The following is a 21,986-nucleotide window of genomic DNA, read 5'->3' on the forward strand; positions in this document are numbered from 1 at the left end:
AAGTCATTCTAAACTAATAGAATGACTTTTTTGATTTTTCACAAATCATAAAAAACTAGAGTTTTATTTAATTCGTTTCCACAAAATTTGTATCCAGTTGTTTTCCTTTTGGATATTTGATAGTATATTCCAATTTGAATTTCTTAGAATCAGAAGCAGGAATTTCAGTATTCCAAATTACTTGACCAGTTCTAGAATTTAGCTCTCCACCACTTATATTTTCTGTTTCTACTTCAATTCGACTATCCATAGAAAGAGGAATTTGGTCAATGATTTTCACATTTACTTTGCGACTCAAATTATTTTTTACAATAATTTCAAAGGCTTTAGATTCTCTTACATTTGAACCTATGAATTTTCTTTTGTTTTTATCTTTGAGTGTAATTCTTTCAGCGACAATTCGGCTATCTTTTCCTAACGAAACAGCTAATGTATCGCCTGAATTTTGAGTATCAAGATACGTTTTGCCTACAAATTTATTCTCAAAATAAATATTTACATCGCCTGAAACAAGTTGATATTGCTGCCAGTCTGAAAGATTTGCCATTAAGAAACCTTCTTTATTTTTTCCTGCAAAAACAGTATATTGGTAATCGGTTGCTACTTCCATTTTCGAAACTTCTACAAGTTGTTTTCTTCCATCAGAAAGAATGGTATAAGGCAAACTAATTTCAAATTCGGAAGCTAAAGCCGTTTCTTTAACTGTAGTATAATCTGCAATAGAGGCTGATTCTTCTACTTCTATATCCTCATAATCTCCATCTCCCCAAGCTGCATCTGCTGATTTGTATTCTTTTCGTTTACGAGAGGATTGAGAAGCACCACTAGCATATCCAGTAACTACAACAGGCTGATAAATTTTCAAATGTTGGGCATAAAATTCAGGAGTTTGTGTGCTTTGGGTTGGGTCGGCTGTTGATAAAGTCAAGTTTATATCTTTCCAATCAATTCCTGTGGTCTGGCTTACATGCGCTCTATACGAAATTTCCATTGGCTCTCCCACCTCTTTTGCTCTCAAATCATAAATTGGATTCCAAGAAACATGTGTAACTAAATATTGTAACATAAACTCTACACTGACAGCAGATTTTGCTTCCAAACTCACAATTACTTCTCCTGAAGGAATATCAACTGACAAATCAAAACTAGAATTGGTACTTTGATTTAGCATACGAGACAAATCACTTTGCAGACGGCTTATAAGCAAGTTATTTTCAGCTTGTTCTTGATTTGTTTCTCTGATTTCTTTGCGAACTGTCGAAATTCTTTTTCTAACAAAATCTGCCATTGCAGCTAGTTCAGTAGGAGTAAGTGGACGTGTTTGGCTACTGATTTTTTGATTACTTACTAACAACTTTTCTTCATTTTGTAAAATTTGTAAGTTATCAGAAAGCTCTTTTTGATAAGTTCTTGCATTTTGGAGTGAATCTCTAATTTTTTCAGATATTTTCCATGCCTGTGGATTTCTACGACTCGTTATAGTTGGCTGAACCGAAAAAATAGTTACTTGACTAGAATTAGCTGAAAGCTGAAAGCTACTTTCGATAAGTTTGGGGGAAAGTCCTGTAAAAATAATTTCGTTTTTTCCTGCTTTTAGATTTGCTTTTGCCAAGCGTGTAATTTGCGCTCTGCTTCTAAATGCAGTTACAGCTTCAATTTTGCTGGTTACAGGTTGAGAATTTAGGTTTTGAGAGAATACAAAATTTGTTTGTAAACTGAGAAAATAAATTGATGCAACTAGAATGAGGGATAGACATAATTTGGAGTTTTTCATAAGAAAGTAGTAGTTTGATTAATGATTTTAACAAAAGCTCTATTAAAATAAAAACAATAAGATTAAATAAATTGGTAAATACAACCTTATTCTTTTTGGGTTTTCTATCAGTTAGATGAAATAGCTCTCTCTATTCCATAAATAATTTTGTAAAAAATAAAATTTGGTGATAATAAATCAGTTTTTATAAAAAAAATCAAAAACCTATATAAAATTCAAAATCACTGAAATTTTACTTTCATATTTTAAAAAAAAGTTTTTTTATCACTAAAAAAAGAAATATTGATTTTATGTTGAATTGATAGTAAAAAAAATTAGAAAAACACTTTTTTTTACTTAAATTATAAACAGTTGTTAGCTTCTTAACCATGGCAACTAAGCAATTCATTTTCTATCACTTATAAATCCTATTTTTAAATATGAAACTAATAAGATTACTACAAGTTTTTGGAATTTTGCACTTTTACTTATTCTAACACAAAATTACTAGAAACAATTTGGAATACAGGAGAATTAAGCACCCTCTTTGTTCATACAAATATTTTTTTTTAGTTTCTTTCACATAAAACCTCTTTAAATATCATGAAACAACCTTTATTTTTTGAAGCTGTAAAAGCAAAGCAAAAAGTAATTTTTAGCATTGCAAGTTATTATTTACCCGAAAAGGAAAAGATTAAAAAGAATCTAGTATACAAATTTATTCTATTTATTTCTTGCTTTATTTTCTTTACTCAAAGTATTCAAGCTCAATATACAGAACTCACAGCAGGAGGAACATCTCCTCTTAATTTTTCAAATACTTTATTTGAGCTTGGTGATTTTCGTACAAGTTTTCCCATAGACTATGATGTTGATGGAGACATGGATTTTTTAGTTGTTAATACTGGAGCATCTACTTGGCATTTAATTAGGAACGACGGAGGTGGAAGCTTTAGTGAACAAACAGGAACAACCATCAGTCTAAGCATAGCTAATGCTACTGAATTTCTTACATTTGATTACGATGGTGATGGAGATACGGATATTTATGACCCTGTAAAAGGAACAGATGGTCAAGCTGCTATTTTTCGTAATGATGGTGGGGGAACTTTTACACAACTCACAGCAGGAGGAACATCTCCTCTTAATTTTTCAAATACTTTATTTGAGCTTGGTGATTTTCGTACAAGTTTTCCCATAGACTATGATGTTGATGGAGATATGGATTTTTTAGCTGTTAATACTGGAGCATCTACTTGGCATTTAATTAGGAACGACGGAGGAGGGAGCTTTAGTGAACAAACAGGAACAACTATCAGTCTAAGCATAGCCAATGCTACTGAATTTCTTACATTTGATTACGATGGTGATGGAGATACAGATATTTATGACCCTGTAAAAGGAACAGATGGTCAAGCTGCTATTTTTCGTAATGATGGTGGGGGAACTTTTACAGAACTCACAGCAGGAGGAACATCTCCTCTTAATTTTTCAAATACTTTATTTGAGCTTGGTGATTTTCGTACAAGTTTTCCCATAGACTATGATGTTGATGGAGATATGGATTTTTTAGCTGTTAATACTGGAGCATCTACTTGGCATTTAATTAGAAATGATGGAGGAGGGAGTTTTAGTGAACAAACAGGAACAACTATCAGTCTAAGCATAGCTAATGCTACTGAATTTCTTACATTTGATTACGATGGTGATTGGGATATAGATGTTTATGACCCCGTAAAAGGAACGGATGGTCAAGCTGCTATTTTTCAAAATACTAACTCTCCCCCAGCTCTATCTTCAAGCACACCTACCGACGGAGCAACAGACTTTCCAGAAAATGCAGATTTGGTACTCAACTTTAATGAAACAGTAACTTTAGGTACTGGAAATATAGAAATTAGAAGAGTAAATGACAATAGTGTTGTTGAAGCTATTGATATTACTTCTACTACATTATTAGGGGCAACTCAACTTACCATTAATCCTGCAAGTAATCTACCTACTGGTATAGATTTGTATATTCATATAGATGCAGGTGCTGTAATAGACACTGAAAGTGAAATTACAGTTTCTTTAAGAAATCAACCAACCACTTTGAATTTTCGGGCTATACTTGTAAATAATCCCCCTACAGTAACCACAACAGCTCAAGCCAACGTAACAGCTACCACAGCCGATTTAGGAGGAAATGTAACTAATGATGGAGGTGCAACAGTAACAGAAAGAGGAATAGTTTGGGGAACAAGTACAACACCTACTACTTCAAATAATAAAGTACAAATAGGAACTGGAACAGGGGTTTTCAATCAAAATATAACAGGCTTGCCTTCTGCTACTACTATTTTCGTTCGTGCTTATGCAATCAATAGCGAAGGAACTTCGTATGGAAATCAGATTAGTTTTACGACACTTGCTCCTAACACAGCACCTAGCATTACATTACAAGATACAGATTTATCTACTAACAGTGCGACTTCTATTACATTTAATAGTGGCAATAGTAATCTAATTAGTATTTCAGATGGAGAAGGAAATACCCAAACTGTTACTATTGATGTAACAGGAGGAGGAGTATTTTCTTTATCTACTACATCTGGACTGACTGTTTCAGGTAATAATACAGCAAGTTTAACCCTAAGTGGTTCTTTGGTAAATATTAATGCTGCACTCAATGGAGCTAGTTTTAATCCTTCCTCATCAATAGGACAACATACGATTGCCATAAATACAAATGATGGAACGGTATCATCAGGAGTTTCTAGTATAGTGATAGGAGTTTATCCATCAACAGCTACTTCCACAACTGAAACCTTCGAATCTTTTACAAATAATGACTTAACATTTACGAATGCTGCCACAAACCAAAATTTTTCATTTACATCAAATACATTCAGAATAACTGAATTTGCTGGTTTTGGAATTGGAGGAAGTGATAAACTTTTTGATAATGTAGCAAATTGTAATTCAACAGGTAACTTAACAGCCAGCTTATTAATTGGAGGAAGTAGTGTATTTTACACACAAAGTTTTTGGTTATTTCCTTCAGAAACTTGTGTTGTCAATGGAACTAACGGAACTGTTATTGTGCGAGGAAAGAATAATGGTGTAACTCAATTTACAAGAACCATTTTATCTGCTGAACTTAATGACCAACAATCTATAAATGAAGGTTTTACATTTATTAATATGGACATCTATGCAGGCTTCGCTATTGATGAACTAGAATTTCAAACTACAGGAAGTATAAGTTATGTAGGAATTGACAATTTAGAATTTGCAGCTTTTACTCCTCCCACAGTAACCACCACAGTCCAAGCCAACGTAACAGCTACCACAGCCGATTTAGGAGGAAATGTAACCAATGATGGAGGTGCAACAGTAACAGACAGAGGAATTGTTTGGGGAACAAGTACAACACCTACTACTTCAAACAATAAAGTACAAATAGGAACAGGAACAGGAGTTTTTAATCAAAATATAACAGGATTACCTTCTGCTACTACTGTTTTTGTTCGTTCGTATGCTATTAATAGTGAAGGAACTTCTTATGGAAATCAAATTAGTTTTACTACGCTTTCTGCTTGTTCAGCTCCCACAGGGCAAGTCTCTACTTTATTAGCAGGAAATAATCCTACAGTTAGTACATTAGATGTTGTAAGTTATGATGCACCAGCAGGAGGAGCAACAGGTTATGTCATTAAAATAAATAGTACAAATAGCTTTACAGCTCCTACTAATGCAGCTTCTCTCCCAACAGCAGATTTGAGTTGGAATGATGCAGGAGAGCAGGTTATTTATGCAGGTACTTCTACTAACCCTAACATTGTAGTTACAGGATTAGACCCTAGTACACAATATTTCTTTAGAGTTTATGCTTACAATGATTGTGCAGGAACAAATACATTTGAAACAACTGGTACTGGAGAAGCAGGAACTACCCTTACACTTCCATTACTTGCTGCCACTATTACAAGCATAAGTTGTTCAGGAGGAAGTACAGGAGCAATTGATTTAGATGTTTCTGAGTTTAGTGGTAGCCAAACGTATGCTTGGTCAGATGGTGGAGTTACTACTCAAAACCGTACTGGACTTTCAGCAGGGGAGTATGAAGTTACTATTACTGATGGAGGAACAGATTATACAGCTACTTATGAAGTAGGCTATGATTTAACGTGGACAGATTTCACTGAGTTTACTCTAGTAGATAAAAGACTTACTAAATCTACAGCTACAACTGGCTGGACAAGCAAAGCCTTTTCTGAAGAAAAAATAATTGCTAATGGAGGAATTGCCTTTACAGCAGAAGAAAAAGATGCTTATAACTATATGATCGGACTCTCTTACTACAAAGGAGCTGTCGGATATGCTAGTATTCGTTATGCTATTTATCTTACAAATGCTGGAAGTATCGTGGTTTATGAAAATGGTGTTGTATATGGTGTTGGAGGTACTTTTGGTACCTATCAAAATGGCGATATTTTCAGAATAGAGCGTACAGGAACAACCTTTGTATATTCTAAAAATGGCACTCCATTTAGAACAGTTGGGGGCGTTGCAGCAGGTGATTTAATTGCTGATGCCACTATGTACACACCCAATGGACGTATTCCTCAAGTTCAGTTTACAAGTTGTCCTATTGCTTTAGAAATTACCTCATTTACTTCTAATACTTGTCCTACCGATGGGGCTGGTGCTGCAACAGCAACTCTACTTGGTGAAGCACTTGCTACTACTTATGCTTGGTCTAGTGGAGAAAATACAGCAAGTATTTCAAATAAAAACACAGGCATTTATTCAGTAACAGCAACAGGTGTGTATGGAACTCGTACAAAATACGTAGCTATCGGATATGAAGTAGATTTTGAGAACCAAGCAAACGTAAGTAGTGCAGGTAATGTTCTTACAAAAACAAATGCTACAGGCTGGACAAGTGGAGCAAACTCTGCTTCGACACAACAATTAGCTGCTACTGCCAATGGTTGGGTAAGTAATACTATCACCAGCAATACAAGTTCTTATATGATAGGTTTAGCAAAACCAAATACAGCTGCCTCTTATACTTCTATTGATTATGCGTGGTACTTTGTAGGAAACTCTAATGCAGTTCCAAGCTATAATAAAAATCCTGGTACAGCAGTAGCCTACCAAAAAGGAGATGTATTTACAGTAGCAAGAGAAGGAAGTCAAATGAAATTCTATAAAAATGGAACTGTAGTACACCAATATACTATTAATGCTACTGAAACATTAGTCGCTGATGTAGCTATTAATTCAGGCAGTACAGGAGAAGTACAAGTTTCATTTTGTGGAGCAACAGGTGGAAGTCAAACTTATACAGCAGCCGTTACAGGAATCGACTGTGGAACTGGAGGAACTGCTGGTACTATTGATATTACAGCAACAGGTGCAACTTATGTATGGTCAAACGGAGCTAATACAGCAAATATTACTGGACTTAGTGCAGGAACTTACCAATTAGAATTGACCAAAGATGGAATCACCTATAACGCTTCTTATCTCATTGGCGCACCTCTAACGTGGACAAACCTAACAAATCTAGCCCTAAATGCAAATGGACAATTAGACCATACAAGCACAACAGGATGGAACACTAATGCAAACTCTACTCAGAAAGTAATCGGAAATGGTGGAATTGTATTCAATGTAGATAATGCAACTACTTCTTCTTTGATTGGACTGTCCAAAAAAGAGAATGGAACTGCATTTAATTCTATAGAATATGCGATCTACACTACTTCTAGTGGAAAAGTATATGTAGTTGAAAAAGGAGGTAATAAAGGGGATTTTGGAAGCTATCAAACAGGAGATGGATTCAAAATTGAACGAGTAGGAACAACTATAGAATATAGTAAAAATGGCTCTGTATTTTATACTAGCACAGGTGTAACAACACAGGATTTAGTCGTAGATGCTGGTTTATACACAGCAAATACCACACTTCCTAAAGTTTTATTTATCAATTGTGCTTTAGATCTAAGTATTTCAGCTCCTTTATTGGATTGTGGAGTTTCTACTGGCTCAGCTACTGCTACAGTGACAGGAGGAACGTTTGCTACTACCTATGTATGGAAAAATGATGCCAATACCACTCTAAGTACAACAAATACACTGAGCAACCAACCTGCTGGATATTATACAGTTACAGCAAGTGGAGCATTTAGTAGTATTACAAAAAATGTGGTTCTAAGTTACCCTGTTAGTTTTGTAGTGGAAGCAGATGTAACAACAAGTGGGGCAACAGTAAACAAAACCACAGGCACTACTGCTTGGGATGCAGGAGTACATACAACCAATACCTTGGCTGCAAATCAAGACGGATTTGTAGAAAATACAGTGGCTCAAAATATATCTTATATGTTTGGATTAACGACTCAGAATACAACTCCTTATTTCAGTTCTATTAAATACAGATGGTATGTACTTGCAAATGGAAAGGCAATTGCAGGATATACGCCTTCTTCTGGGGTAATTATTGACTATCAAGTAGGAGATAAATTACGTGTAGAGAGAGTAGCCAGTGTAATAAAATATTTCCATAACAATGTAGAAATAACACAACAAAGTATAGATGCAAGTGAAGAATTGATTGCTGATATAGCTATTTATACACCAAATGGAAATGCAGGGAGTTACAAAGTATCCTTCTGTGCTACTCCTGCTACTAGAATTGCAACAAAAGTAAAAGCAAATCAAAATGAGTTTGAACAAGATACATTCAGTGTTTATCCAAATCCGAGTACAGGAATAGTGAATGTACGTTTTGAAACTGCTTTAGTAGCAGATACACAAGTAACTGTTTTTGATGGAATTGGTAGAAAAGTAAGCTCTCAAAAATTTCAAAAAGGAAAAAATGAGTTGAAGATAAATCTTACCAATCAACCGAAAGGAATGTATCTCATTCACTTCAATCAAAATGGTGCTACCTATTCAAAATCAATTATTATTCAATAGATGGTTTGTTTTAAATATAAAGTAGTTATACAAAACCTTTGCTCTTTGAGTGAAGGTTTTTTTGTAGACATTTTCTCTATATTTTCCTTTTGATTAAATTTACTCTGATTATATATCGTTAGCTATGAAAAATAGTTGAAATTGTGAAAATGAATTGTGCTTATATTGAAAATAAAGAGTTTGAAGAGGATTTGATAGAACTCATTAAAAAGGATTTCAAAACGCTTGGTTCAGTTTCAAATAGATATTCTTACAGGTTAAAAAGGTGTTTTCATTTATTAAAAAATGGAAAGTAGAATTTAAATAGTATTTTTGTTTTTTATAATGAAGTCAAAACCTATCAAACTCTATTTCATAAAATGAAAAAATATAATTTCGTTTTCTATATGTTGTTACTGTTTATCTGTTTATTTGCTTTTTCGGCTAAAGCACAACAGGCAAGCAAAACTATGCAAGAAGGTCAAAGCTATTTTGCTAACAAAGAGTATGACAAAGCATTAAAGAAGTTTCAGAAAGAGTATAAGAAAAATCCTTCTATAGCAGTAAAATTTTGGATCGCTAATACCTATGCAGAGATGAAAGATATTTTACAAGCAAAACCACTTTTTTTAGAAATTGCAACTACAGATGCACCAGAACTAGGTATGGCATTAGTAAATCTTGCTAATTGTTATGTTTCTTTAAAACAAGTTGATAGTGCTCATTTCTATTATGATAGAGCAATTAAAGAGTTTGCTCAAATGGCAAGTGGTTATTTTAATAAAGGACAACTTCTTTATAGCCAAAGCAAATTTGAAGAAGCTAAAAATAACTTTGATAAAGCTATCGAAATCGAAACTAATAATTGGTGGTATTATCAGAAAAGACTTGAGGTATGTTTTGCTTCACAAGATTTTGAATGTGCATTGAAAGATTTGATAAAAGTGAAAGCATTAAATCCAAAAGCTCAGAATGAAATGAATTTGGCTTATTGCTATTCTATGTTGAAAAAATATGAAGAAGCTGATTCAGTTTTTCAAGTAATTTATGATGGTAAAGATGCTTTATTTTTAAATAATTATGGGTTGAATAAGCATAATATGGGCAATAGTGAAGAAGCAAAAGAGATTATTAGTAAATCCTTAGCTATCAAGCCTACTAACTCATACGCATATCGTAACCTTGCAATAATTGCCATTGATGAAAAAGATATGGAGAAGGGGTGTGAATATTTGAATAAAGCCAAATCATTAAATTTTGAAAAAAATTATGGAAAAGAAGTCAATCAATTATTAATTAAATACTGCAATTAAACTTTAAGAAAAATGAAAAATATCTTAATAGTATTACTTACTCTCATAACAATTACAGCTTTTGCTCAAGACAAAGAAAGTGTTGATTTGAGATGGAAAATTCAAGAAAATGAAGAACTCAGTTATAAGACAGCTATGAAAGAAATGGATAGTTCTTATATGGAAATGGATTTTGGAAGTCTTTTCAATTCTCTTTCTTCTAATAAGAAAGAAGGATTCTCAGAATCACAAAAATTATTTAATCAATTAAATAAGGTAGTAGCTGATATGGATTATATCACAACTTTACATAAAAAACAAAAAGGAGTTATAGACATTCAGATGAAAATGTATAATAGAGAATCTGATTCAGAAATTGAAAATGATACGATCAGAGGAACAAAGACTATTCTTAGAATGATGAGTGCGATGAATAAAGGTGTTGTATTACGTGGCTCTGTACTTGAAACAGGAGAAATTCATAGTTTTTGGCTTCAAAGCCGACAAAAGAATTTAATCTCTGTTTTATTTGAATTGCCCAATAAACCTGTAAGTATAGGAGATACCTGGAAACTTGATGTAAATTTTATTACCAATGATCAAAATTTTGAGTGTGATAGTGCTTATAAGATAAACGAAGTTACTTTAGTAGATATAAAAATGATAGATGGAGAAAGGATTGCAGTGCTAAAATATAACGTAGAAGAATATGTAAATGGCATTTTTAATTCTCCTAGTTTTTTTGAAAGTGATGGAAAAAAAGATACAATGATGAGATTTAATCATCAAGCAATTGCTGAATTTTCGATAGATAAGGGAAGATGGATTTCGTATAATGGAATTATGTCTTTAGAAGCAAAAGGAGTAATGAATGCCAACAAAAAAACAAAATTTACATTATTACCAAAATAAAAAGAGAACGATAAATAGTAATAATAAATATAAACGACTTGAGAAGTTATATTTTTCTCAAGTCATTTTTTTTGTAAAAAATAAAATCAACAACATTATGGGTAGTGTGTATGTTTTATGACTTTATAGGGCAAACTTCAGAATCTAAATTACTTTTTACCTATTCACTATTTTTTGTAAAAAAGTTTTTTTAGAGATACTTGGTTTCATTCCAATTTGCCTTTATTTTTTAATCTTCTTTACAGAAAATATGAACAAAACATACAGTAACCTCAGAAAAGGAGCATTTTACATAGCTATTGTGCTTAGCGTACTCATTATTATTTCTAGCATTTTATCTTTAATCTATGATATTCCAAGGTGGTATTTAAAGGTATTGGACTTTCCTAGAATGATACAGTTTATTTTATCTATTATCATACTTATCTATTTCGTTATTATAAAACTTCGTTGGAACAAACCTACTATTCTTTTACTTACAGGACTTATTTCAGCAGTTTTGATTCAACTTAGTGTAATGGCTCCCTATCTATTGTGGTCTAAGGAAGTTCCAAGTGTAGAAACTATATCTGTTGATGAAAAAAATACAGTAGGAATACTTTTGGGAAATGTCCTTATTACTAACAAAAACTCTTCTAAGTTTTTAGAAATAATAGAAAAAGCAGACCCAGATATGATATTGGCTATGGAAGTAGATGATTGGTGGGTAAAAGAACTACAAAGTTTAGAAAAAGAATACCCTCATACGATGAAGATACCATTAGATAATGCCTATGGAATGGCTCTTTATTCAAAATTTCCATTGAAAGATTCTGAAATAAAATATTTGAATCTTTCTAAAGTTCCTTCTTTTCATGCACTTGTAACACTGCCATCAGGAAAAGTTTTTAAGTTTTATGGAGTACATCCAGTAGCTCCTATGCCAAGCGACAAATACCCTGATAATGTAGGAGAAATGAAAATGATAGAGGAGAATAAGAAAGAAGAAAAAGAATTGCTTAGAATAGCAGATTTAGTAGAGAAAGATAACTATCCGTCGTTAGTAGGAGGAGATCTTAATGATTTGGCTTGGGGCAGAACAGAACGTTTGTTTGGAAAAGATAACACAAAACTGAAAGATGTCAGAATTGGTAGAGGATTATATAATACTTTTGATGCAACTTCTTATTTTTTGAGATGGCCTTTAGACCATTTTTATGTTACTGAAAAAATTTCAGTTGTAGAGTTTGAACGATTAGAAAGTTTTGACTCCGACCATTTTCCTCTTTATGGAAAGTTTCTTATTGAATAAGATTTGCTAATCATGTTCTATATTCTAAAAAGCGATTTGAGAATTTATACTTTTCTCAAATCGTTTTTTTCATGCTCTTACTTTCCTATACAGAACTTACCAAATATATTTCCTAAAATTTCATCGTTTGAAACTTCGCCAGTAATTGCTCCTAGATGTTCTAAGGCTGTTCGCAAATCTAAAGAAAGCAAATCGCCTGAGAAACCCATTTCTAAGGCATTCAAAACATCTTCTAATGCAAAACTTGCTCCTTTCAGACTTTCGTAATGGCGTGTATTGGTAACGAGCGTATCGCCTGCATGGAAACTATCAGCTTGAATGACTTCCAAAATTTTTGTTTTTAGCTTTTCAATATCTTCTTTGTCTGTTGTATTGTTGGCTTGTGTGAAAATAGTAGCTGATTTTTCTATCCATTCCTTGAGTTTGTTGTACCACTCAAAGTTGTTTTCTTGTTCAATTTTAGACCAAAAATCAGCTTTATTCAAAACAAAAAGTGTATTGATATTCAGCTGCTCAATTTCCTTTATTTCTGTAAAAAACTCTTCTTTTGTAATATTTCCATTAAACAATTCAGACAAATCAATTACATACAAAATTAGCGATGCCTCACTCATTTTTTTTCTTGCTCGCTCTACTCCAATTGATTCTACTTTATCGTCTGTGTAGCGCAAACCTGCTGTGTCTATAAAACGAAAAGCAATTCCTTCAATACTTATTTCATCTTCTATAAAATCTCTTGTCGTTCCTGCAATTTCTGAAACGATAGCCTTTTCTTCATTCAAGAGAGCATTTAAAAGAGTAGATTTTCCTGCATTTGGCTTTCCTGCTATAACAGTCGGAACTCCATTTTTGATAGCATTTCCAAGCTCAAACGAACTTAAAAGCTGTTCTATAACTGTTTGAATTGTTTTTACTAAGGCTGTCAATTTTTCACGCTCGGCAAACTCTACATCTTCTTCGCCAAAATCTAATTCTAACTCTATCAAAGAAACAAAATCAAGAAGTTGCTGGCGAAGTTCTTTTATTTGAGAAGAAAAACCACCACGAAGTTGAGAAATAGCTACTTTATGTGATGCTGCCGAATCTGCTGCAATCAAATCAGCGACAGCTTCAGCTTGTGCCAAATCAAAACGACCATTCAAAAAAGCTCTTTGTGTAAACTCTCCTGCTTTTGCATAACGAACAGGCGAATTATCTAAAAAATTCTGAACAATTCGTTTAACAATAAAAGGAGAACCATGACAAGAAATTTCGACTACATTTTCTTTCGTAAACGAATTAGGAGCTTTAAAAATAGTTACTACTACCTCATCCAAAATTTCATTTTCAGGATTTCTAATTGTTCCAAAATGAACGGTATGCGTTTTTTGTTCTACTAAATTTTTACCCTTAAAAAATGTCTGTGTATGCAAAATAGCATCAGCCCCAGAAAGACGAACAAGCGCAATTGCACCACGTCCAGCAGGTGTAGAAAGAGCAATAATAGTATCAGAAAAATCAGTGAATTTCATAAATAGAAGTAGAAATATTTGTTGGTATCGTTATGTTAGGGAATGTAAAATGAATAAATTCACATTACTAAACAGGGGCGAAACCCCGTTCAATTAAAAAACAACCTTTTGTGTTTTTTATAAAGATGTATTTTCAAAAATAGGCTATGAATTATAAATTGGACAGGGTTTTAACCCTGTTTTTATAGATAACTAAAAATGTAAGCTAAAATTCCAACAAAAGCTTGTTGATAATATTAAAAAAATCTGTATTAAACGTTATCACGGTTATTTACAGGTCTAATAATCAATTAGTTATAAAAAAACAAAACACTCTTATTTTTCCATAGCGACAGGTTTGCAAACCTGTCGCTATGGAAAAATGAACATTACTAAATTAACCGTGATAATGTTTATTAATCTTGTATAATCCGTAAAATCTGTGTTCCATAAAAACTAAAAATCCTTTCAAAACTATTTTAAAAGGATTTTGTGGTTGTTGGTGTCGCTATCGCTAAAACACCAACAACGGCATTTTTCTGTTTTTATAAGAAAGCCTTGATCTTCTACACTTATACTAAATATTTTTCTGTCAAAGTATCTTCTACTTTTCCAGTTTCTTGGTTCGAAAGTGTAACTAGATTTCCATCATCTAATGTCAAAACATTTACATCTTCACTTTTGAGAAGTTTTCCTTTTCCTACAATTTTGTTGAGTGTATCTACCATTTGAGAAGAATGTGTAGAGAAAACAAGTTGATTTTCAGGATGAGAAGTAGCAAACCAAACCAAAAACTCAGTAAGAGTTTCATGTAAATCTGTTCGTACTTGTGCTTCAGGGTGTTCGATAAAGCGCAAAACAGGTTTCTGACGAAGAGCAGCCAAAAACAAATCTTGAATCATACGGATAAGTTCTTGTTGATGCGTTGAAGCGTTTTGAAGATATACGTATTTTTCAGGAAGCTCATAAAATATTTTTTCTCCAAAAGTATCTGTCTGATATGTTCCTTGAAGAAGCTGAGCAATTTGTGTGCTTGTCGAATCTATTGTCAGATTTGCATCTGTACTAAATTTCATAACATCAAAAAATACATCTTTTAGCGTTGCATTTCTTTTAAAAACAGGAAGTACATTATTTTTGATATGCTGTACAAAACGCAAATGAAAAAGTTCGTGTTCGGAATCGAAACGTAAAAATCCTTTGCTTTTAAGTGTTTGTTCCATTTCATCAAAAAGCGTTTGAACACGATTTCCGATAGCAAACCAAACACTTCTATTATTTGGAATATAAAGTTCTTGTGTATTATCTCCAAAAACAATATTTAATCTAGCTCTGAGCGCATCTAAAACTTCTTGCCATTCTGTCGAAGTGCTATCTAAACCTTTATTTTTGAGTTCTACTAATTCTTCAACAGCAGCAAAAGAGTTATCTAATATTTTATCTCCAAAATCATCTACAAAAAATAAATCTAAATCATTATTATCATTGATATAAAAACAAACTAACTCGCCAGAAGGTGTATAATAATCAATTGTAAAATCTGCTAAGTGTCTTGTAGAACCAAAATGATGAACAAAAGCAATTCGGACAGCTTGTTTCATACGTCCAAAGAAATTGTGTCTAAAAATCTGTGGTGCATTAGCAGAAACTTCGTTTATAATTTCGTCTTGTAAGTGATGCATAAAATAAGCTACTTTCATAAGTGTACTTTTCCCACAAGTATGTTCGCCTACAATGACATTAAACTTACGCAAATAAAGGTCTGCTTCTTTAATCTGTTTAAAATTCTTGATGTGTATTCTTTCCATAATCTATCAAAATAAATAGTAAATAAATAATGAGTTCAAGCAAATGCTAATACAATCACTTTTCTGTATCTCTGAACATTAAAATTAATAATCTATCAAAGACAAATATAAACTAAATTTTGCAAATGTAAAAAAAACTGTTTTTCATCTAAAACTGATTCAATCTAATTTCTAAAAACTGATATTCTAATGGATTTTGAAATTATAGGTGAATATATTATTTTTCTCCTGTCAAGTATCTTCTCATTTCTTTTTCTAATAGTAATCGTTCTCCCATTGTTAATGATTCTATATCAATCAAGATACGGTAATCCATGGGTGCGCCTTGTGCTTTTTTGAAAAGTGTATTTACAGCATCTATAGGTTCAACAATATTACTCATTATCAAAACCAAACCTTGTGCTGTCACCATGGTTAGTTGTCCATCAGTTGGATTGACTGAATTCATGATAGGCAAAAGCTCATTGATATCTGCTTTAGGCGTTATTTGTTCGAAGGCTTTTATCCCAAAAAGACGAGTAGAATATGAAATATTGCTTTCCCTAAACTCAATCTGTGTTTTACTAAATGAGGCTGACAAAACAAAACCTATCCAAACAACACCAGCAATTATAAAAGAGGAGTAAAAAAGAGCAAAGGCAATTCCAAATCCTTTTTTGGGAAGTACCCAATTTTGTAATAAAAATAAACCTCCAAAAGTCAGAATACCTACCAAAGCAATCCAAAAGACATTATAGGTGTTGTTCCAAATAGCCATATCATCGTTTCCTTGTCTAACAATACTGATATTTATAGGACGTGGAAGATCATAAGTAGGCTCTGTTATTTGCACAGAATCTGGCAATAAAGAGATTTCCATGAGTGGGTATGCATAAGCAATTTCGACATTATCAGCATTGAGAAACTGCCTAGAAAAATTTGCATAACTTTTATCTTCTGGATTGCTAACCAAATGGACAGGAAAGGAAACAGTTGTTCGAAGCTTGTTCACTAAATCTTTCAAAACCGTTTTTTCACTATAAATTCCTAATTCAATGGGTTGCAATCCCCAACGGACTAGCGAAATACTGAGCGTAAGTTCTTCTCTAGAAAATAGTTTTCCTTGTCGGATTGTCCAATCACGCATCACTTCAATATGACTAAAGTTATCGAAAGGAATTGATGTCTTGACTTCTTCACCAAAATATTTGCGTTCCAAAACTATGAGTGCTGACTGTTCTTTGTCTATTATTACTTTCTTTGTTTTGCCCACTTTCAAATCCATTACTCCTAAAGCCATTAAAGTAAGACCAAAAATCAACCAAAAAAAACGTATTTTTTTATATATTTTCCTAAAAAATATAAGTCCTATAAAGACACAAAAAAAACCTACTCCAATAACTGCATAAGCAGGAACAAGAGAAGAGATAAAAATAATTTGATTATCGGTATAAATCGTATCCATTAGAACCAATTAAAAATTAAAAATTACGTATAAACAGTCTCAAAACTCTATTTAGTTAATTAAAAGGCACAATTACAAAACGATTGGGCTTCAGTTCCTTATTAAACGTTTTGAGTAGGCTAGAATCGTTTAAATTGTGATAATATTTTTTGGCAATGCTTGTCCAAGTTTGTTTTTTTTCTACAAAATGCACGCCCTTGATAGGAACAATATACCACATTTCACCCAAAACAGAACTACTTTTTATAGATTCCGAATTTTCAATATTAAAAGCACGAGCCAAATTAGACGAAGAACCATATCTTCTTTCCGAATCTTTATAGAGTGCATACAATCTAAAATTTTGAGCATCGTAGGCATCAAAATAATTATCGTATACTTTTCGGTGCATCAGTGAATCTGAAATGCGTCTTTGTTCTACTTTTTCCTCAAACTCCAAAGCCAAATTTTGACTACTGGTTCTAAGGCTATCTAATTCTGAATTTAAAGCCTCATTTTCTTGTTGCCAAGCAGCTTTTTGTATCAAAAAAAGAAAAATAAGAAAGAGTGTAAGCCCAAAAACACTCAAAATAGTAATAATAGTAGTACGCTGACCCACAAAAAAGAAATTAAAATTTGTTGTATGAAATAGATCTAAAATAATAAGGCAAGATAAGAGACTGTTAGCAGAAATTCAAACCTTATTTTTTGAAAAAAAAATTTCAATAAAAATAATAGCACAAGAAAAACGCCTCACTTCAAAAAAGTAAGGCGTTTATAATCCACTAAAATTAATTGCTATTACTTAATTTTTAACCACTCTATTTGTGAAACGAAAATCTTTTCCTGTAATTTCTACAATATAAAGTCCTGTTTTCAAACGATTGGTAGGTAAAGTAATTTCTTCATTTCCATTTACAAAAATAGTTTGAAATGAAACTTCTTTTCCTTGCGTATTAAATATACGAACAACTACATCTTGAGATTCAATAACTGATACTTGAAGTTTTGCGTCTTGAGTAGTCGGATTTGGGAAGATTTTAAATTCATTTACTGTATTTTGAATTGTCGTTTCTTCATTTTTTTTATCATTATTATTACCAGCAGAAATTTTTGCCGTTCCTGTAACATGGATATGATAATCTTCTACTTCGCCATAACTAAATGTTTCACAAGAAGAAGAATTTGCATTGTATTTCATCGCAACACGCATACGAGTAGTTCCAGTTGAAGCCGTTGAAGGAACGCTAATTGTACCACTTACAGAAGAAGCATTTCCAGCCGAACGAGAATAAACTGTTTCATTGCTATCATTAAAATCGCCATCTCTATTCCAGTCAATAAAGACTGTATAAGCCTCATTATAAATTGTTCCAGACCAAGCAGGATAAATAGTAATTGTTTGACTACTACCTTTGCTTACTGTTGTGCTAAGATTTGTATAATCTCTGTACCCACCATTCGAACCCGAGGTATTATTGATTGAACCAAAAACTACTCGTTGAATCCATTCATCGGCAACACTATTTCCTTTTGATGAACAATAACCTGTTGGAGCAGAAGTATTTCCACCTCCTGTATCTCCTCCTCCAGTTGAACCACCACTCATAGTATGATTTCCTGTATGAGTAAATGTATCTTGTGAATATGAAGTCCATTCAGAAGTCGTGTAAGTTGTATTTCCAGTTGTTACAGTAGGTTTTCGAACCAAAGTAACATTTGCTCCAAAAGTAGCCGAACTATTAAAAACACCAACACCATCAATCAAAGAATTATTTTTAAAGAGTGCAACAGCATCATTTCCATTAAAAGTAACTGCACTGGAAGAAGTCACTAAATTAGCTTTTGCTTTAAGTGTCGAAGAAGCCGAAGAATAAACGATTACATACGTCTGACCTGCTGCCAAACTACCACTTAATGAAAGTTGAGAACCCCAGCTTCCAGAACCATTTGATTGTTTTTGAATAGAATAAGAAGAAAGACTAACCGAAGAAGAAGTTGGATTATAGATTTCTAAACCTTTATTGTTAGAAGAACCTTCAATATATTCAGAGATAAACAGTTCTGAACCTGTTGGTGGCGTTCCACCTCCAGTATCTCCACCTGTGTCTCCTCCACCTGTTCCACCACCAGATAAATTCCAAGCAATTGCTACTGTTTGAGGATAATCAATATATGGATTACGGTCGCCTTGATATTGTTCGATTTTATTATTTCTGTCTATTTCAGCAGCATCAACTGGGTCAGACAAATGCCATTGATACAAAACATTAATATCTGCAACTTGACTCATTGAACCTGCTTGTGTTGGATACATGGTATAAAAATAGAAAATTGCACGAGCAGTATTTCCTTTTTGGTCTTCACGAGGCTCAAATGTTTGATTTGCATATTCGCTATACGCATTGATATTTGAGTTGGGAACAGAAGTTTGTTGTGAAGAATTATACATCCATTTTTCAGTTTGAGAATCATTTATTTCTGCAAACGGATAATTTGAGCGTGTACCATTCCAATCTACATAAGTAGGAAACAAATGATGAATATCTGAAACCATTGGTTCAGCTTTTCCAAAGAAACTTTGAGGCACTGTATGTTCACAGTTGATAGGCATTGGGTTTGTGCCTGTTCCTCCATACGTCCAAGGCTGTACAAAACCTGAATAAACACAGGTAATTGAGTTATTTTTATTATCAATATTGTTGTACATATATCTTCTTGCTGTAGAATAGCCTAAAGTATTGTGTTTTCCATCATGATAATTTTGTTTGTACCAAGTTCTTAAAGCAGAACCAGATAGATTAGAAGGAGGTGGTGTTTGTGCTTGTACAGAAAAAGTAAAGCCAATAAAAATTAATAAAACAGAGATAAATTGAAAGTGTAAATTCTTAGTCATTTTTGAAAAGGGAAAGGGAACTTTGTAAATAAATTTTTATAGTAAAAGGGATATAAGAATTATGAAAATGTTTTTTGTAATTCTAATATTCCCAAAACTAGTCCCTTTGCTTTGCGCTTGCAATCAAAAAACAGTTAAGATAGTAAAGTGATTTTTATGTAAGAATTTGAATATTTTATTAGAGGTATGAGATAAATTCGTAAAGTTTTGTTATTAATTTGTTCATAGTAAAAGGGTTGATTACTAAGAAGTTAATGCGAACTTTGTAAAGTAAAAAATAGCTTAAAATACACTCAAAAGACTTCAAGTAACTTTTTTTTTAATTAGTATAGAAAATAATTACTGAATTTTGTGTGAACAAATTGTTAATTAAATCGCATATTATTATTTTTCAATTTTGATAAAAAACAACATAATAGTAAAGCGATTTTAACATTAACAACTATTTAATTTTGTGTTTTTTAATTAATTCAGAATTCATATTCATTAATTTTGCCCTAAAATCAACTCTACTTTGATAATATTTGTATCTCTACAAGCAATCTAGAAATTAAAAAAAAATGGATTTACTCCTTGAACTCGCTTTTATTCTTTCCAAATATCCTCTCAAATCTTTAGACCAAGTTTTGCCTAGAGATTCCAAAATGAGAAAACTCTTTGATGCTGTCTCAAAAGGAATTATTCAAAGTGATGAAGAGGCTTCTCATTTTTTATATGAAACTTCGCCTTCTGATAAGCGTTATCTGATGCTCAAAAGAAATTTAATCAACAAACTTTTTGAGCTTCTGCTTTCTAGTGACTTGGAGGTTGAAAAAAAGATACGAAAAAGCAAACGAAAAGATATTTTTAATCAAGAAGAAACCAAGTTTTTAGCAAATCAGTATTTGATTATTGCAGATAAATTACTCATTCAAAATGTATATCATAATGCCGAAAAAATAATTGAAAGAGTTCGCCAAAAGGCAAAAGAATATCATTTGATAGAAACAGAATGGGAATGTGTACGTAAACTTCGTACTATTTATGCCTTAAAAGGATTTGCCAATGAAACCGAAAAATATACGTTGGAAGCCCAAGAGTTGAGAGAAGAAATGATTTTTTTGGATAATCTAAAAAGCTATTGGGAAGTGATGCAGGCTAAAACCAAATTTTTTATCGGACAATATTCTGAATGGGAAGCAGAAGCATACGCAGCCGAAAAACTAACTGAAAAATATTATAAAAAATCTGAGCAAAACGAAAAAAACACACATCCACTTGCCAAATTATATGGTTTTCGCTTTAGAAATACTCGTCTTTTACAAAGCCAACCCAAACTAGAAGATTTGCAAAAAAACACAAACGATTGGCAAGAACATTTTCAGACTTATCCTCATCTAAATACGCCCACACGCAATTTAGAACTTTTGATTGCCCAAATTTATACTTATCGTTATGCAGGAGAATTTTCACAAGCCTTACAATTAATAAAAAAGGCAACCAAACTCACAACGTATCAAGCCTTTAATAAATTTAAGATTCAAGAGCTTTATTTTGATACACTTTTAAAAATAAACGAACCCAAACACGGTTACAAGCAAGCTGCTCTTATTTTATTAGAAGTTGTTGAAACGCCACAATTTGAAAGGCTTGATAAATGGGACAAATCTTCGTGGAGATTGCGTGAAGCCTATTTATTTTTGATTTTAGAAGACAAAGACCCAAAACTAGTAAAAAAATTCACACCTAATTTTTATAGAAAAAATCTACTCTTACAACTTCCCGACGAACCAATTACAAAAGATAAAACAGGATATAATATCATCCGAATTTGGATAAAATTATTGTTTTTGTTTTATACTGGAATGGAAGATTTTATTTCAGAATCAAATAATTTTAGAAATTATTATCAGCGTCATTTAAAAGATTCGAAAGATGAGCGTTTGCGTCAATTTGTTTTATATTTAATAAAATTGGCTCAAAATGACTTTAATATTACTTTTTTGGAAGAGAATAAATTAGAACTACCAAAAGAAAATTATAATTTTACAGAGTTTGGTTGTTATGAAAGAATGGAAGAGTTGATTTTGAACCTTTGTAAGAAGATAGTTTAGTATTGTTTGGTAAAGTAAATAACAGAATTACTTTAAATTACGTATTTTTGATAGATTATGATTCTCTAAAATAACTA

At 32.4% G+C, this 21,986-nt stretch carries 12 protein-coding genes; 6 read left to right on the forward strand and 6 right to left on the reverse strand.

The window, feature by feature from the left end; genetic code table 11:
- Positions 1–67: 67 nt before the first annotated feature.
- The gene (locus tag V9L05_RS02325; RefSeq protein ID WP_338814232.1) at positions 68–1,774 is read right to left on the reverse strand and encodes a DUF4139 domain-containing protein; all 1,707 of its coding nucleotides are present in this window, start codon (positions 1,772–1,774) and stop codon (positions 68–70) included.
- Positions 1,775–2,356: 582 nt separating this feature from the next.
- On the opposite strand from V9L05_RS02325, the gene V9L05_RS02330 reads away from it, so the two are divergent.
- From V9L05_RS02330 to V9L05_RS02350, 5 genes are all read left to right on the forward strand, one after another.
- The gene (locus V9L05_RS02330) at positions 2,357–8,725 is read left to right on the forward strand and encodes an FG-GAP-like repeat-containing protein (protein ID WP_338814233.1); all 6,369 of its coding nucleotides are present in this window, start codon (positions 2,357–2,359) and stop codon (positions 8,723–8,725) included.
- Positions 8,726–8,874: 149 nt separating this feature from the next.
- A complete protein-coding gene (locus tag V9L05_RS02335) occupies positions 8,875–9,021 on the forward strand; it encodes a hypothetical protein (protein WP_338814234.1) in 147 nt (48 codons plus the stop codon).
- A gap of 63 nt (positions 9,022–9,084) precedes the next feature.
- On the forward strand, positions 9,085–10,017 hold the full coding sequence (locus tag V9L05_RS02340) for a tetratricopeptide repeat protein (RefSeq protein WP_338814235.1): 933 nt from the start codon (positions 9,085–9,087) through the stop codon (positions 10,015–10,017).
- Positions 10,018–10,029: 12 nt separating this feature from the next.
- The gene (locus tag V9L05_RS02345; RefSeq protein ID WP_338814236.1) at positions 10,030–10,908 is read left to right on the forward strand and encodes a hypothetical protein; all 879 of its coding nucleotides are present in this window, start codon (positions 10,030–10,032) and stop codon (positions 10,906–10,908) included.
- 250 nt (positions 10,909–11,158) lie between these two features.
- Positions 11,159–12,199, forward strand: a complete 1,041-nt coding sequence (locus V9L05_RS02350) for an endonuclease/exonuclease/phosphatase family protein (RefSeq protein ID WP_338814237.1) — start codon at positions 11,159–11,161, stop codon at positions 12,197–12,199.
- 77 nt (positions 12,200–12,276) lie between these two features.
- On the opposite strand, the gene mnmE is transcribed toward V9L05_RS02350, so the two are convergent.
- The 5 genes from mnmE to V9L05_RS02375 all read right to left on the reverse strand — a co-directional run bounded on the left by mnmE (position 12,277) and on the right by V9L05_RS02375 (position 19,816).
- Complete coding sequence (gene mnmE, locus V9L05_RS02355) at positions 12,277–13,710, reverse strand: tRNA uridine-5-carboxymethylaminomethyl(34) synthesis GTPase MnmE (protein WP_338814238.1); 1,434 nt, start codon at positions 13,708–13,710, stop codon at positions 12,277–12,279.
- 551 nt (positions 13,711–14,261) lie between these two features.
- On the reverse strand, positions 14,262–15,497 hold the full coding sequence (locus V9L05_RS02360; RefSeq protein WP_338790536.1) for an AAA family ATPase: 1,236 nt from the start codon (positions 15,495–15,497) through the stop codon (positions 14,262–14,264).
- Between the two features lie 217 nt (positions 15,498–15,714).
- Complete coding sequence (locus tag V9L05_RS02365; protein ID WP_338790535.1) at positions 15,715–16,941, reverse strand: hypothetical protein; 1,227 nt, start codon at positions 16,939–16,941, stop codon at positions 15,715–15,717.
- Positions 16,942–16,996: 55 nt separating this feature from the next.
- Positions 16,997–17,539 carry a hypothetical protein gene (locus V9L05_RS02370; RefSeq protein ID WP_338814239.1) on the reverse strand — a complete coding sequence of 181 codons (543 nt, stop codon included), beginning with the start codon at positions 17,537–17,539 and terminating at the stop codon, positions 16,997–16,999.
- A gap of 186 nt (positions 17,540–17,725) precedes the next feature.
- Positions 17,726–19,816 (reverse strand): endonuclease, encoded by a 2,091-nt coding sequence (locus tag V9L05_RS02375; RefSeq protein ID WP_338814240.1) that lies wholly within the window; start codon positions 19,814–19,816, stop codon positions 17,726–17,728.
- 560 nt (positions 19,817–20,376) lie between these two features.
- Between V9L05_RS02375 and V9L05_RS02380 the strand changes: the two genes are divergently transcribed.
- Positions 20,377–21,909, forward strand: a complete 1,533-nt coding sequence (locus tag V9L05_RS02380; RefSeq protein ID WP_338790532.1) for a hypothetical protein — start codon at positions 20,377–20,379, stop codon at positions 21,907–21,909.
- Positions 21,910–21,986 lie beyond the last annotated feature (77 nt).

It is taken from the genome of Bernardetia sp. Wsw4-3y2 (assembly GCF_037126295.1).
In the GTDB taxonomy this organism is placed as follows: domain Bacteria; phylum Bacteroidota; class Bacteroidia; order Cytophagales; family Bernardetiaceae; genus Bernardetia.

Coding starts and splice junctions, on each gene's coding strand:
- V9L05_RS02325 (WP_338814232.1), bottom strand. CDS start 1,774: ATGAAAAACTCCAAATTATGTCTATCCCTCATTCTAGTTGCATCAATT.
- V9L05_RS02330 (WP_338814233.1), top strand. CDS start 2,357: ATGAAACAACCTTTATTTTTTGAAGCTGTAAAAGCAAAGCAAAAAGTA.
- V9L05_RS02335 (WP_338814234.1), top strand. CDS start 8,875: ATGAATTGTGCTTATATTGAAAATAAAGAGTTTGAAGAGGATTTGATA.
- V9L05_RS02340 (WP_338814235.1), top strand. CDS start 9,085: ATGAAAAAATATAATTTCGTTTTCTATATGTTGTTACTGTTTATCTGT.
- V9L05_RS02345 (WP_338814236.1), top strand. CDS start 10,030: ATGAAAAATATCTTAATAGTATTACTTACTCTCATAACAATTACAGCT.
- V9L05_RS02350 (WP_338814237.1), top strand. CDS start 11,159: ATGAACAAAACATACAGTAACCTCAGAAAAGGAGCATTTTACATAGCT.
- mnmE (WP_338814238.1), bottom strand. CDS start 13,710: ATGAAATTCACTGATTTTTCTGATACTATTATTGCTCTTTCTACACCT.
- V9L05_RS02360 (WP_338790536.1), bottom strand. CDS start 15,497: ATGGAAAGAATACACATCAAGAATTTTAAACAGATTAAAGAAGCAGAC.
- V9L05_RS02365 (WP_338790535.1), bottom strand. CDS start 16,941: ATGGATACGATTTATACCGATAATCAAATTATTTTTATCTCTTCTCTT.
- V9L05_RS02375 (WP_338814240.1), bottom strand. CDS start 19,816: ATGACTAAGAATTTACACTTTCAATTTATCTCTGTTTTATTAATTTTT.
- V9L05_RS02380 (WP_338790532.1), top strand. CDS start 20,377: ATGGATTTACTCCTTGAACTCGCTTTTATTCTTTCCAAATATCCTCTC.